The following is a 14,775-nucleotide window of genomic DNA, read 5'->3' on the forward strand; positions in this document are numbered from 1 at the left end:
GGCTGACGCCGGTGCTCCAGCAGCAAAACTGGCGACGATCAGCGGAACGACCAATCCTGGCAACCCTGCTTCTTTTCCGCATTTGCTAACGCCGGAAACGCCCATCTGTTGCATCATACCGTCAAAAGGAGTCGCATACGCGACACATGGCTCGACAAGGCAAAGCCGACCCCGTATCGCCCTCCCCAATACCGCTCAAAAGAGGAATGGACATGGTGCAGGCTAGCTCGATTCTCGATCGCGTTCTGGTGCTGGAAATGGTGCGCGTGACCGAGGCCGCTGCCATCGCGGCGTCGAAGCTGATCGGTCGCGGCGATGAAAAAGCGGCAGACGCAGCCGCCGTGGAAGCCATGCGTCTGGCGTTCAACGATCTCTATATGGATGGCACCGTCGTCATCGGCGAGGGTGAACGCGACGAAGCGCCGATGCTCTACATCGGAGAAAAAGTCGGTAACGCCATCGGCAAGGGCCCCAAGATCGACATCGCTCTCGATCCGCTGGAAGGCACCACGATCACCGCGAAGGCTGGCCCGAATGCGCTGGCAGTGCTCGCGATTTCAGAAGAAGGCGGCCTGCTCAACGCGCCCGATGTCTATATGGAGAAGCTGGCGGTTGGCCCCGGCTATCCGAAAGACATTATCGACCTCAACAAATCCGTGAGGGCAAATGTCGAAGCAGTTGCCAAGGCCAAGGGCGTGGAACCAGGCGACATCATCGTCTGCGTGCTGGACCGTCCACGTCATGAAAAGCTCATCACGGAACTGCGCGCCATTGGCTGCGGCATCATGCTGATTCCCGATGGTGACGTGGCTGGCGTGATCGCCACGACCAATCCCGAAACGACCATTGACATGTATATGGGTTCGGGCGGTGCGCCCGAAGGCGTGCTGGCCTGCGCCGCGTTGCGCTGCGTGGGCGGACAGTTCAAGGGCAAGCTGCTGTTCCGCAACGATGATGAGCGCGCACGCGCTCGTAAATGGGGCATCACTGATCTCGACAAGATTTACGACCTTAAAGAACTGGCCAAGGGCGACTGCATTTTCGCGGCCACCGGCGTGACCGACGGTTCACTGCTGGACGGTGTCAAGCGGCTGCCGGGTGGCCACCTCACGACGGAAAGCGTGGTTATGCGTGCCAGCACAGGCACGGTTCGCTGGGTCAAGGGCGAACACCGGTTGGAACGCAAGGACAGTTAAAGGCGTCCCTGACGAAATATATCCGATTATGGGGAGGGGCCACTTGGGCCCCTTCTTCATACTGGCTAGGGCAGTGAACGACTGGAATGAATCGTTCACCGCCTGATTTCTTTTGTTTTCCGCGTTCTGCGAATGGCCGGCTTTAGCGACCCGCACGATGATTAAGATCGTGACCGAGCGCCAAAATCGCTACGCCCAACAAGGTATAGGCGCTTTCCTGCAACCCATGATCCATCGTCAGGGCGCCTGCCATGATGCCAAGACCTAACGAACCGATAGCGGCGGGCATCATGAAACCATGCACCACCGCTCCATGCCCGAGCGCCACAGCCCCAAGTAAGATCGCCAACACCAGCCCCGTCTCATGAAATAACGGACTGGCGAAGAAACCTCCTGCCGAAGCGAGCAGGCCCAGGATCACAGCCGTTGCAAAGCAATGGGCAACACACAGCCCGGACAGGCCCATGGCGATCCGGTCGATCCGGCCTGTTGACAGGGCTTGGCGAAGGCTGAACTGCATGACGACCGCTACATAGGCGATAGCCGCATAGGTTACAATATATCATTGCGATTTTTTCGCTGGTGAAACGACGATAGATCGCCGCGCGTCAGGCAGCCAGATGCAAGCAGTTGCGGCCGCTGTTCTTGGCACGATAAAGCGCCTTGTCCGCAGCTTCCAGCAGCGCCGCCGCGTTTAAAGCGCCATCAAGTTCCACCAAGCCAGCGCTGAACGTCACGGTCACGCTCAGACCGGTGTCGAGATAGACGGGTTCATCCGCCATCATATGGCGCAATCGTTCGCAAACAGTACTGGCCTGGCGGATATCCAGATCCGCCAGCAGGATCGCAAACTCCTCACCTCCCAGACTTCCGATACAGTCCTCGCCGCGCAGGCCGGGCTTCAAACGCTCCACGAAGACGCCCAGAACCTTATCGCCGGCGGCATGACCATGACAGTCATTGACCGCCTTGAAATGATCGAGGTCCAAAAGCAGCAGGCAGGAACGGACATTATTTCCGACCCGGTCGATTTCCGTTTCGAGCTTTTCCAAGAACGCACGGCGGCTCGTCGCTCCTGTCAGCGAATCATGAGATGCCACCTGCTGCAATGCCTGCTGCCGCGCCTTGTGACGGGACATGTCCCGAATGGTGCAAACGACGCCAGTGGCCCCGTTCTCCTCATCCATCACGGCGCGCGCCACCATCTCATACCAATCGAGATCGTCGATGGCGCGAAGAAGACGGAACTCGACCCGATGGATGTCGCCTGGCTGTTCCAGCGCACGGCGATAGGTGGCGACTACGAGACCCCTGTCCTTGGGATGGATGAGGTCGGCCGCCGGCTGCCCCATCAACAAAGCCGGCGCACAGCCGATCTGTTCCAGAACGGAGGGCGACGCGTAATGAATACGGCCGTCAATGCCCAGGTTCAGAACCATGTCACCGCAATGTTCAGCGATGATTCGGTATCGCGCTTCGCTTTCGCGCAACATCTGGAACAGCTTGCGCCGTCCGTTCAGCTCGGCCGCCACGGGAAGGGAGAGGAGAAAGCTGAAAACCAGATAGATCTGAAAGAATTGGGTTTTCGTGCCCGCTGACGCCGCGATTGTCGACAAATAGCCATGATTGAACAGGGACGATGCGCCCCCCATGAGCGCGAGAACGACGATGGACGCCGCAGCCCCATAATGACCCGCGCGAAAGGAAATGATGACCAGAGGCAAAAGCGGCACGAACAGCAGCGGGTAATGATTTTGATGAAACACATACCATGTCGTTCCCCCCAACAGGAGGAGCAGGCCAAACAACTCCAGCCGGAGCAGCCGGGACGTGGTCCGGAACCATCGCGCCCATTCGCCCTGCATGAGCATGACAAGCACCGGCGTGCAGACCAGCCCCCCCAACACATGCCCAGAACACCATTGCAACCAACTGTCGCCAAAGGACGCTGGCGTCAGATTCGAGGCGACCAGAGCGGAACCCAGGCCCACGACGACATTCACGCCACATAGGGCAACCACGAAAACCGCCAATGGAACCAGTGACACCATGATGTTCCGGCCGGAAACGCAATATCGGCAGATCACCGCTACCGTAAGCGATTCGGCTACGTTCATCAGCATCATCGGGATCGCCGCAACCGGCCCCATGCCGAACAGGGCCGTGGAAATGGCGCTGGCCAAGGCACATGCCGTGATCGCGCGCAGCCAGTTAGCGCGTTGCGATGTTAGCAATTCCGCCATCAAAAAAGCATTGGCAGCCCAGATGAAAGCAATGCCACCTTCAAAGCACGACGTCATGAGAGAGAGGGAGGCGACCAGAAAATAGATGCCTCCGGTCAATGCCGGCGCAAGCAGGGAAGAAAGGCGAAGAGAGGAACGCATGTCGCGTACCCTGCTAATCGCCCTTGGTTAAAATATGCTCACGACAGGGAACGCAATCTATGCGGACGCCCCCCCAACCCGCAAAGGAGGGGAGCGTCGATTTCCCTGGCGCTTCTTCAGTTCGAGGCGTCCGCCAACGTCTGATCGGTAGGCGCGGATATGGCGGGATTGCGGTTCCTGATCGTGGTCCGCGCCACCCGGACACCCGCGCCATAATCGGGATGGACCTGATCGAAGAGTTTGCACTGCCGCTCTTCGATTTCGGCGGGAATGTCCCCCATCGCGGCCGCTATGTTCGCGAACAGGCGCTGTTTCTGTGCATCATCGAACAGATTGAACAAGGCGCGCGGCTGGCTGAAGTCGTCATTCCCCTCGCGATGGTCATAACGATCCGCATCGCCCGAAATCCTGAGCGGCGGCTCCCGCAACCGTTCGTCCTGCACCGGACCGTTGAAGCTGTTAGGCTCATAATAGGCGGCCGGATTCGGATTGTTGGGGAAGAAGCGCATCGCTCCGTCCTTATGATAGTGATGGACCGGGCATTTCGGCGCGTTGATCGGCAATGCCTCATAATGCGTGCCCAGCCTGTAGCGATGGGCGTCGGCATAGCTGAATATGCGCCCCTGCAGCATCTTGTCGGGCGAAAAGCCAATCCCCGGCACGATGTTGGAGGGAGAGAAAGCCGCCTGCTCGATCTCCGCGAAATAATTGTCGGCATTGCGGTTCAATTCCATCACGCCGATATCGATCGGCGGATAGTCGGCATGCGGCCATACCTTGGTCAGGTCGAAAGGATTATAGGGCGTCTTTTCCGCATCCAGCTCCGGCATGATCTGGACCTGCACTTTCCACTGCGGGAAATGGCCGGTTTCGATGGCCTCGAACAAATCCTCCTGCGTCGATTCCCGCGTGCGGCCTACGACATTGGCCGCCTCCTCATTGGTCCAGTGCCTGTGTCCCTGCATCGTCTTAAAGTGGAACTTGACCCAGAAGCGCTCGCCAGCTTCGTTGAGGAAAGAATAGGTGTGGCTGCCATAGCCGTTGATGTGGCGCACGTCGGTCGGCAATCCACGGTCGGACATAAGGATCGTCACCTGATGCAGCGATTCAGGTGAGAGCGACCAGAAATCCCACATAGCCGTCGGCGAACGCAGATTGGTGCGCGGATGACGCTTTTGCGTGTGGATGAAATCGGGGAACTTCAGCGGATCGCGCACGAAGAAAACCGGCGTGTTGTTGCCCACCAGATCCCAATTACCTTCAGGCGTATAGAATTTGAGCGCGAAACCGCGCACGTCCCGCTCGGCATCCGCTGCGCCCAGTTCGCCCGCGACGGTGGAAAAGCGCGCGATCATCGGCGTTTCCGCACCTGGCTGAAGCACCTTGGCCTTGGTAAATTTGCTGATATCCCCGGTAATACGCAGCACGCCATGGGCGCCCCAGCCCTTCGCATGGACAACGCGTTCGGGAATACGCTCGCGATTCTGATGGGCGAGCTTTTCGATCAGCTGATAATCCTGCAACAGCAACGGTCCGCGCGGCCCCGCGCTCAAGCTGTTCTGATTGTCGGCAATCGGCGCACCGGCGCTCGTCGTCATGGTCGGTTTATCGGCCATCGTCATCCTCCTGGGCTGTTGATGCAGCTAGACTAAGCCTCAATCTATTTTGGGGGAAATTGATTAAATTTGCCTCACTGATCGATTTGACCGCGCATATCAGGCATGAGCCGCTAACATATCGTGCCATCCGCGCAGACGCGCCGCGCGTTCCTTGACGCCCATATCCGGAACGAAACGCGTCGCTTGCGACGCCATGGAGGAGGCTTCCTCCAGCGAACCGAACAGCCCCGCTCCCAGCCCCGCCAGCATGGCCGCGCCCAATGCAGTGGTTTCGACATCCGATGGCCTGTCGACGCGCAGGTTCAGCATATTCGCCATATCCTGCACGATCCAATCGTTCGCGCTCATGCCTCCATCCACTCGCAGGAGGCGCCAAGGCGCGCCGTCCGCCGCGAAGGCATCGGCGAGATCGTGGATCTGATGCGACAGCGATTCCAGCGCCGCGCGAACGATGTGGGCGCGCGTGGTCCCTTGCGTCAAGCCGGTGATCGCGCCCCTCGCCTGCGGCCTCCAATGCGGTGCGCCCAACCCCACCAGCGCGGGCAACACGAATAGGCCGCCATTGTCCGGCACGGAACGGGCGAGGGCCTCGCTATCTTCCGCCGCCTCTATCAACCCCAGTCGATCGCGCAGCCACTGGATCAGACTCCCCGCCACGAAGATTGATCCTTCCAGCGCATAGGCACGGCGCTCCCCGATTCGATAGAGCAGCGTGCCGAGCAGCCGATGACCGGACGTAGGCATCGCCTCCCCCATATTCGCGAGGATGAATGCGCCGGTGCCCAGCGTCGCCTTGGCGTCACCAGGACGCAGGCAAGCCTGCCCGATGGTCGCAGCCTGCTGGTCGCCCGCCAGCCCGCAAATCGGCACCGGTCCGCCTAGGACATCGGCGCGCGCCTCTCCGAAAACACCGGCATTATCGACGATTTCCGGCAGAGCGGCACTGGGGACGCCGAACAGCGCACACAGATCACTATCCCAGCCGTCGCCGTCCAGCGCCATCAGTTGGGTACGGCTGGCATTGCTGGCATCGGTAATGTGCAGCCCGCCGGTCAGCTTCCACACCAGCCAGCTTTCCACCGTGCCCAGCGCCAATCGCTCACCCGTTTGCCCCACCGCCGACGCATGGTCGAGCAGCCAGCGCATCTTGGTGGCGGAGAAATAGGGATCGACGACAAGGCCCGTGCGTCGCTGGAGCATCGGTTCGTGCCCCGCTTCGCGCAAGGCCTCGCACTCCGCCGCTGTGCGCCGGTCCTGCCAGACGATAGCGCGGTGCAGCGGCTCTCCACTGCTGCGGTCCCAGGCGACGACTGTCTCACGCTGATTGGTGATGCCGATGGCCGTGATGCCGTCCACGCCGCCCGCACGCTCCACCATCTGGCGGGCGCAAGCGAGGCTATGTTGCCAGATTTCTTCCGCATCCTGTTCGACCCAGCCAGAACGCGGGTAATATTGGGTAAGGTCGGCTTGCGCTGTCGCGATCCGCCTGCCGTCCGGCAAATAGAGCATCGCCCGCGTGGACGTGGTGCCCGCGTCGAGCACGAGAATGAAGCGATCCGTCATGACCTTTCCTCCAGCCAGCGCGAAAGAGGCGAGGTTTGAACCGCATCGAACCGCAGGCCCAGTTTTGTGCGCCGCCAAAGAATATCATCTGTGGTTTGTGCCCATTCCTGTGCAGTCAGATAATCCACTTCGGCTTCGGTGAGGCCATGACCGAAATGAACGCCCAGATCGTCCAGCCGCCTAGCCCCGCCAAGCCAGCGGCGGGTAGCGGTGCCATAGGCGCGGCTGATGCGGTCAATCCAGTTCGGATCGAGGAAGGGATAGTCACGCGACAATCCGGCCAGAAGGTCGGCAAGGCCGGTCATCGGGAAATCGCCGCCTGGAAGGGGAGCGGAGGCAGTCCATTCCTTCCCCGCCAATGTGGGCAGCAACGGTTTCATCATGTCCACCGCTTCGGCGGCAAGATGGCGATAGGTGGTGATCTTACCTCCAAAAATGCTGAGCATCCGCGCTTCGCCCTCCTTTCCCTCCAGTTCGAGGCGATAGCCCCGCGTGGCCGCCTCGGGCTTGCCGGAGCCGTCATCCACCAGAGGACGCACGCCGGCGTAGCTCCAGATCACATCGGCCGGAGTAATCTGGCGCGAGAAGTAGCGATTTGCGCCTTCGCAGAGATAAGCTACTTCCTCCGCGCTGGCGGTGACATGGTCGAGAACACCATGATGGTCGCTGTCGGTGGTGCCGATCAGCGTGAAGTCCCGTTCATAGGGAATGGCGAAGAATATGCGGTCATCGGGAAGCTGGAAGAAATAAGCGAAGTCATGATCGAACAGACGCGGCACGATGATGTGCGATCCACGGACAAGGCGCATATGTCGATCCGTGGACTGATTCGCGCGGGCGAGCAGGGCAAGGACCGATGGGCCGGTGGCATTCACGACGACCCGCGCCCTGAAACGGCTTGTTTCGCCAGACGAGAGACGGGCGTGGATGGTCCAATGCTCCCCTTCCCGGTCGAGCTTCACGACTTCGGTGCGCGTGTGGATGCTGGCGCCCCGGTCCGCTGCGTCGCGCGCATTGAGGATGACGAGGCGAGCGTCATCCACCCATCCGTCCGAATAGACATAGCCTGGCCCGAAGCCCGGCTGCAACGGCGCTCCGGCCGGGTGGCGGCGCAGGTCGATGGACTGCGTGGGCGGCAGCGCGCGGCGACCGCCCATATGGTCGTAGAGAAACAGGCCCAGGCGCAACAACCAACGCGGGCGCAATCCCGGCACCCATGGCAGGACGAAGCGCATCGGGTGGAGGATGTGGGGCGCCATGCTCCAGAGCCGTTCGCGTTCGGACAGGGATTCGCGGACCAGTGCGAATTCATAATGTTCCAGATAGCGCAGGCCGCCGTGGATCAGCTTGGTCGAGGCGGAGGATGTGCCCTGGGCCAGATCGCCCTTTTCCAGCAGCAGAACGGAAGCGCCGCGCCCGGCGGCGTCGCGGGCGATGCCGCAGCCGTTGATGCCGCCGCCTATGACGGCAAGATCATGAATGGGATCGACGGCCTGGCTGCTCACCGGGGCAGTCTAGACCGGATGGGGCGATAGTGAAACCAAGAGTGAGGTGAAGAAGGAAAGCGTTCTGGACGGATGCCGCAGATCGGCGGAATCCGCTATATTATTCAATATTTTCAATCTATTATGAGATATTCCGGTGAGCGAGGCAGGCTCAGGCCTTTTCCAGCGTGCATTGCAGGGGGTGCTGGTTCTGCCGGGCGAAGTCCATCACCTGATTGACCTTGGTTTCGGCCACTTCATAGCTGAAAATGCCGCATATGCCGACACCGCGCTGATGGACGTGGAGCATCACGCGGGTCGCTTCCTCCATGTCCATGCGGAAGAAATGCTGGAGGACGTGAACGACGAATTCCATCGGCGTATAATCGTCGTTCAGCATCAGAACCTTGTAAAGCGACGGCTTTTTGGTGCGCGTGCGCGTCCGGGTGGCGATGCCGACATTCGGCCCACCGGCGCCCTCGCCATGATCGTCCTGATCATTGCCCGCCATGAGGAAAGGCCGTGCCGACGCCGAAGTGATGATGCTGTCCATGATGGACGAGAATATGGCGATTTGGGCCCTGATGACAAGAGGGCCGCGCGTCAGGCCATCGCACGGACAACCGGGCCTGTGGGACAGCGGGCATTTGCCCCCTTTTGGATGGGAGGAAGCGGGCGCCATCCCCTCCCCCGTCCGGCGGCGTAGCGGCGCTTTCACCCGCCCTTCAATGAAAATCGCGCGAGCCGGGGAGGATGCGGACGTTGCGCGGGTGGCTGGAAGCGCGGGCGCGGGGATGGGCGCTGTGGCCATCGGTCAGGCGGTCAAGCTCAGCCGTGCGGTCGTGCACGCGGGTCGCCATCAGGTGCACGACGCCTTCCTTGCTGCGCTGAACCTCGCCTTCCACCAGCATCAGGCGGGACGCCATGACCGGACGGCGCTGCATTTCGAAGAGGCGCGCCCAAAGCAGGATATTGGCGATGCCGGTTTCATCCTCGATGGTGATGAAAACGGCATTGCCCTTGCCGGGACGCTGGCGGACCAGCACGACACCGGCGACCTGAACGCGCGCGCCGTTCTTCGCGGCACCCACCCCGGCGCAGGTCAGCGCGCCCTCCCCGGCGAAAACCGGGCGCAGAAACTGCATGGGATGGCCTTTGAGGGACAGGCGCGTCACCTGATAATCGGTCGCGACATGCTCCGACAGCGGCATGGCGGGGAGCCTGGCGTCCGACTCCTCGCCCAGTTCGCGGGCAGCGGGATCACGGCTGCGGGCGGCGGCGAACAGGGGCAGTTCGTCGGACGGCGTGCGCCGCGCTTCCCAAAGAGCGGCGCGGCGGTCCTGCCCCAGCGAACGGCAGGCATCCGCATCGGCCAGCAGGCGCAGGGCGCGGGCGGGGAGACTGGCGCGGCGAGCCAGATCCTCCATGCTGGTGAACAGGCCGCCCTCTGCGCGGGCCTGCGCCAGTCCGGCGGCCCAATCCTCACGGAAGCCATCGACCTGACGCAGGCCCAGCCGCAGGGCAAGCGCCCTTCCCTCCCCCTCTCCCCGCACCATGTCGCGGGATCGCAACAGCGGTTCGAGGGCATTGTCCCATGCGCTCATATTCACATCCACGTCATGCACGGTGACGCCATGCTCGCGCGCGTCGCGGACGATCTGGGCGGGGGCATAGAAACCCATGGGCTGCGAATTAAGCAGCGCGCAGGCGAAGATGGCCGGGTGATGGCATTTGATCCAGGCGGAGACATAGACGAGGCGGGCGAAGGACAAAGCGTGGCTTTCGGGGAAGCCATAGCTGCCGAACCCCTCGATCTGCTTGAAGCAACGCTGCGCGAAATCGCGGTCATAGCCACGCGCCGTCATGCCATTTATCATCTTGTCGCGGAAATGGTGGATGGTGCCGGCATTGCGGAAGGTCGCCATGGCGCGGCGGAGCTGGTTGGCTTCCGCTGGTTTGAAGCTCGCGGCGGTGATGGCGAGCTTCATCGCCTGTTCCTGAAAGAGCGGCACGCCGCAGGTCTTGCCCAGCAGCGCCCTGAGTTCATCGGAAGGGCCGCATTCCGGCGCGGGTGACGGAAACACGACCTTCTCCTCCCCGCAGCGGCGGCGTAGATAGGGATGGACCATGTCGCCTTCGATCGGACCGGGGCGCACGATCGCGACCTGAATCGTGAGGTCGTAGAGATCGCGCGGCTTCAAACGGGGAAGCATGTTGATCTGGGCGCGGCTTTCCACCTGGAACACGCCGATGCTGTCGCCCTTGCACAGCATGTCGTAGACCCTGGGATCGCTGGAATCGATGTCGACCGTCAGCTTCGGGTCGCCCAGCCCCTGCTGCCGGATCAGGTCGAACGCCTTGCGTATGCAGGTCAGCATCCCCAGCGCCAGCACATCGACTTTCATCAGGCCAAGGGCGTCGATGTCATCCTTGTCCCATTCGATGAAGGTGCGGTCCTTCATCGCGGCATGGTGAAGCGGCACGGTTTCATCGAGCCGATTCTGCGTCAGGACGAAACCGCCGACATGCTGGGACAAATGCCGGGGAAAAGGCGCCATAAGCAACTGGTCGACAATCGCCCGCAACTGCACGATGCGGGGATTATCGAGCGCGAAACCGGCCTCCGTGAAGCGCGCTTCGTCCATGTCGCTGGAATAGCTGCCCCAGACGGTGCCGGCGAGGCGGGCGGCAATATCTTCGCTGAGCCCCAGCACCTTCGCCACTTCGCGCACGGCGCTGCGCGAGCGGTAATGGATGACGGTCGCGGCGATCCCGGCGCGGTGGCGGCCATAACGCTCATAGATATATTGCATGACCTCCTCGCGCCGTTCGTGCTCGAAATCGACGTCTATGTCGGGCGGCTCTCCCCGCTCCTCCGACACGAAACGGGAAAAGAGCAGATCGTGCCTGGCCGGGTCGATGGAGGTGACGCCGAGCAGGAAGCAGACCATGGAATTGGCGGCCGATCCACGCCCCTGGCACAATATGCCCTGCATCCGGGCGAAGGCGACGATGTCGTGAACGGTCAGGAAATAATAAGCATAGTTGCGGCTGGCGATGAGGCCGAATTCCTCGTCCAGCAGCTTGCGGACCTTGGGCGGGATGCGGGGGCCGTAATAGGCATGGGCGGCGGTGAGGGTGAGTTCCTCCAACCATTGCTGGGCGGTCCAGCCTTCGGGCACCGGCTCATGCGGATATTCGTAGCGGAGCTGGTCGAGCGTGAAGCCGACACGGGCAAGGAAGCGGACGGTTTCCGCCACCGCTTGCGGGCAGGCGCGGAACAGGCGGGCTATGGCGGCAGGCGCGTGGAGATGACGTTCGGCATTGGCCTCCAGCAGGCGACCGGCCTGCGCGATGGTGACGCCTTCGCGGATGCAGCTGAGCACATCCTGAAGCGGGCGCTGCTCCGGCGTGGCGTAGAGCGCATCCATGGTCGCGATGAGCGGCGCGCCGGTTCGGGCGGATAGCGCCTGATATTGCGCCAGCCTGCGCGCATCGCGTCCGTCGCGGCGCAGCGCAGCGCCCAGCCAGACCCGTCCCGGCGCGAGGCGGGAAAGGCGGGCGAGCAAAGCCTCCAGGTCGGCGGGCGGCGGCGGCGGGAGGAGGCTGAGATGACCCTGGGTGACGGCTTCCGGGGAAGGGCGCTCATCCTGTTCATAGTCCACCGGATTGCTGTGCGCGGTCTGCTCCGTCGCGGTGGAACAGGGCAGGACGATCAGCAGCAGATCGTCGAGATGGGCGGTCAGGTCCGCATATTCGAGGATGCAGTCGCCCTTGATGGAGCGCAGATTGCCCCGCGTCAGCAATTTGGTGAGTTCCCCCCATCCCCGCCGCGTCGCGGGATAGGCGACGATGTCGGGCGTACCGTCGGCAAAGACCAGCCGCGCGCCCGTCAGCAGCTTCATGTCGGGCACGCAGGCGGCCTTTTCAGGGCCGGTGAGTTCCGCGCTCGCGCCTTCCCGCGCCCGCTTGTCCACCAGCATGGTTTCCTGCGCGTCGGCGATGATGCGTTTGCGGGCCGACCAGGCGCGGACCACGCCCGCGACCGTGTTGCGATCGGCTATGCCCAGCCCCTTGAGGCCCAGCAGGATCGCCTGCCGCACCATATGCTCGCCATGGGATGCGCCGCGCAGGAAAGAAAAATGCGTGGCGGCGACCAGTTCCGCGAAGAGCGGCGGATCGGGAGGGCGGGCGCTCATGCGAACAGGCCGTGCAAATACCAGCCGGGATGCGCCGCCTCCGTCCCGTAAAGGCCGTGGCGGAAAATCCAGTAGCGGCGGCCGCGCGCATCCTCCACCCGGTAATAGTCGCGGGTGCGCCCTATATCCTCGCCCTTCACCATGCCGCTATGGGCCGTCCACCATTCAGGGGCGATGCGTTCGGGCCCTTCGTAACGCGTGACTTCATGGAGCATCCGCCGCCAGCGGAAGCGATGGGGCGGGCCGTCCGGCACCTCTGCCAGCACATCGATCGGCTGGGGCGGGTCGAACAGATGGAGCGGCCGCAGCGGCGGATCGCCAGCCGCCGCCTGTCGCGCCCATGGGGCAGGCGTGGGGCTTTCGATGGCGGGAAGCGCCAACTGGGCCTGTTCGGGAATATGGCTGTCGCGCGGGTGAAGGCGCTGGATCTGCATCCGGCCCGCCCGGATCGAAAGCCGGTCGATCAGCGCGGCGATCCCTTCTTCCCGGCGCGCCTCGCCGCCTTCCAGCGCGAGCTGGGTAGGGGCCATCGGCTCGGCGCGCGGCACGGTGAGGCGCAGCATGTCGAAGCCGAAACCGGGATCGAGCGGATCGGACAGGCCGTTAATCTTCTCCTCGATCAGGCGCAGGATCGCGGGCGCGTCGCGGACAGGCAGGCTGGTTTCGACGCGCAGGGGGAAAGCCAGGCCGTCGCTGCGGAAGAAGACCGCTTCGAAGCGGCGGCCGCCCTGCCCCCGTTCGGCAAGGCGCGCGCTGGCTTCGTCGATCATGTCCGACAGGACGGCAAGGGCGTGGACGGTGCGGGCCATGGGTTCGGCGAAGCGGCGCTCCACGCGGATGGCGGGACGAACGCGGCGGGGCGCGAGGGGGCGCTGCCCCAGACCCAGCAGGCGATGGAGCGCATCCACCGCCGCCTCTCCGAAGCGCGCGGCCAGCGTGGCGGCAGGACGCGCGGCCAGATCGCCCACGGTCCGCAGACCCGCGCGGCGCAGGGCCACCGCGCTTTCCTCCTCCAGACACAGCGCCTCGACGGGCAGGCGGCGCAGGGCGGATTCCTCATTGGGCGCGGAAGCGATGGGGAAGCGGACGAGCGCATGGGCAGCTTCCGGCGTGGACGCAAGCGCATGACGCACCGTCATGCCATGCCGCTCCAGTCGGTCCGCGGCCTCCTGCACCAATCCGGCTTCCCCATTCCAGAGATGCGCGCAGCCGGTAATGTCGAGCATCAACCCGGCGGGGGGATCGAGCGCGGCGATGGGGGTGTAGCGGGCGCAGCCGTCGCACAGGCGCTCCAGCCAGTCCTGATCGGCATGAGGGGCCGCTTCGAACACGGCCAGATCCGGCTCCCGCGCCCGCGCATCGGCCAGCGTCATGCCGGGGGCAAGACCCAGTTCCAGCGCGGCGCAATCCAGCGCGGCCAGACGCATCGCGCCGCGTACCGGCTCCACCATGGCCGCAGGCGCGCCATCCGGCCGCGCGGCCCACAGGTCAGGCCGCGCGATCCGCAGCCGGTCGAACGGCAGGAAAGGAAAGTGAAGCGCGAGATAGCGGCGCGCCGCCCTCTCGTCCCTCTCCCTGCCGTCCATGGTCATCGCGTTCATCGCGCCCGTCTCCAAATAGGCCTCGCTCATTGTCCCAGATCAATCGCCACGCCACGCCGTCCCGCCCGCCGCGATGGCGCAGCAGGGTGAGATCGAAAGCGCTCATGCCCGGCGCGTTTCCGGGCAAGGGCACGGAAGGCGCGGCCCCCACTCGCCAGCGCGTGTCGGCGGCGCTGGCCGTTGGATCGGCATCCAGGCGCAAAAGCAGCGCAGTGACGCCCGATTGCTCCGCCGCCAGCGTCAGGCGACGGCTGGCGGTGAGGTCCAGTTGCGGCGCCCGCCCCCGGATTTCGAGCAGCAGCGCACCCAGAGCAGGAGATCGCAAGGCTTCCACGGCGGCGCGCAGCAACATTCCCTCATCCTGCATCACGCCGATCAGCAGATGCGCCGGGTCTACGCCCAAAGCCGTCAGCCCCGGCCCATAAGGCACGCCCTGACGCGCGGCGGCGGAAGGACGCAGCCACAGGGTCGTGGCCTGCGGTCCCGCAAGGCGCGCAAGGATCAGCGAAAGTCCCGTGGCCGCCGCCTCCCCGCCTTCGCAGGCAAAAAATTCATGCACCCGCCCCCGCGCCAATCCGCCGCCCAGCATCCGGTCAAGGGGCGCATGACCAAAGGGGAAATGGGCATGGCGCGTCCTGACCACGCGATCCAGCGAGGCGAGGCGCCGCTTGAGGGCATCAAGGTTTCGGGCCGACTCGATCATCATATATGTTCTCTATTTGTTCTTTT

General features: G+C 63.4%; 10 protein-coding genes. 1 reads left to right on the forward strand and 9 read right to left on the reverse strand.

The window, feature by feature from the left end:
- Window positions 1–212: 212 nt before the first annotated feature.
- Window positions 213–1,196, forward strand: coding sequence for a class II fructose-bisphosphatase (gene glpX / locus ATN00_RS00645; RefSeq protein WP_062068232.1), 984 nt, complete (start codon window positions 213–215; stop codon window positions 1,194–1,196).
- Window positions 1,197–1,338: 142 nt separating this feature from the next.
- On the opposite strand, the gene ATN00_RS00650 is transcribed toward glpX, so the two are convergent.
- The 9 genes from ATN00_RS00650 to ATN00_RS00690 all read right to left on the reverse strand — a co-directional run bounded on the left by ATN00_RS00650 (window position 1,339) and on the right by ATN00_RS00690 (window position 14,749).
- Window positions 1,339–1,716, reverse strand: coding sequence for a MerC domain-containing protein (locus ATN00_RS00650; protein WP_062060925.1), 378 nt, complete (start codon window positions 1,714–1,716; stop codon window positions 1,339–1,341).
- 88 nt (window positions 1,717–1,804) lie between these two features.
- The gene (locus tag ATN00_RS00655; protein ID WP_062060928.1) at window positions 1,805–3,580 is read right to left on the reverse strand and encodes a sensor domain-containing diguanylate cyclase; all 1,776 of its coding nucleotides are present in this window, start codon (window positions 3,578–3,580) and stop codon (window positions 1,805–1,807) included.
- 116 nt (window positions 3,581–3,696) lie between these two features.
- The gene (locus ATN00_RS00660) at window positions 3,697–5,196 is read right to left on the reverse strand and encodes a catalase (RefSeq protein ID WP_062060931.1); all 1,500 of its coding nucleotides are present in this window, start codon (window positions 5,194–5,196) and stop codon (window positions 3,697–3,699) included.
- Window positions 5,197–5,295: 99 nt separating this feature from the next.
- Complete coding sequence (locus tag ATN00_RS00665; protein ID WP_062060934.1) at window positions 5,296–6,762, reverse strand: FGGY family carbohydrate kinase; 1,467 nt, start codon at window positions 6,760–6,762, stop codon at window positions 5,296–5,298.
- The gene (locus ATN00_RS00670; RefSeq protein WP_062060937.1) at window positions 6,759–8,267 is read right to left on the reverse strand and encodes a glycerol-3-phosphate dehydrogenase; all 1,509 of its coding nucleotides are present in this window, start codon (window positions 8,265–8,267) and stop codon (window positions 6,759–6,761) included. Before ATN00_RS00670 ends, ATN00_RS00665 begins: the two co-directional genes overlap by 4 nt.
- A 151-nt stretch (window positions 8,268–8,418) precedes the next feature.
- On the reverse strand, window positions 8,419–8,799 hold the full coding sequence (clpS, locus tag ATN00_RS00675; protein WP_062060940.1) for an ATP-dependent Clp protease adapter ClpS: 381 nt from the start codon (window positions 8,797–8,799) through the stop codon (window positions 8,419–8,421).
- 172 nt (window positions 8,800–8,971) lie between these two features.
- Window positions 8,972–12,445: an error-prone DNA polymerase gene (locus ATN00_RS00680; protein ID WP_062060943.1), complete on the reverse strand. Its 3,474-nt coding sequence runs from the start codon at window positions 12,443–12,445 to the stop codon at window positions 8,972–8,974.
- Window positions 12,442–14,046 (reverse strand): Y-family DNA polymerase, encoded by a 1,605-nt coding sequence (locus ATN00_RS00685; protein ID WP_197413639.1) that lies wholly within the window; start codon window positions 14,044–14,046, stop codon window positions 12,442–12,444. The genes ATN00_RS00680 and ATN00_RS00685 overlap by 4 nt, the downstream gene beginning before the upstream one ends.
- Window positions 13,934–14,749 (reverse strand): ImuA family protein, encoded by an 816-nt coding sequence (locus ATN00_RS00690; protein WP_062068234.1) that lies wholly within the window; start codon window positions 14,747–14,749, stop codon window positions 13,934–13,936. The genes ATN00_RS00685 and ATN00_RS00690 overlap by 113 nt, the downstream gene beginning before the upstream one ends.
- Window positions 14,750–14,775 lie beyond the last annotated feature (26 nt).

The sequence above is a fragment of the Sphingobium baderi genome, from assembly GCF_001456115.1.
In the GTDB taxonomy this organism is placed as follows: Bacteria; Pseudomonadota; Alphaproteobacteria; order Sphingomonadales; family Sphingomonadaceae; genus Sphingobium; species Sphingobium baderi_A.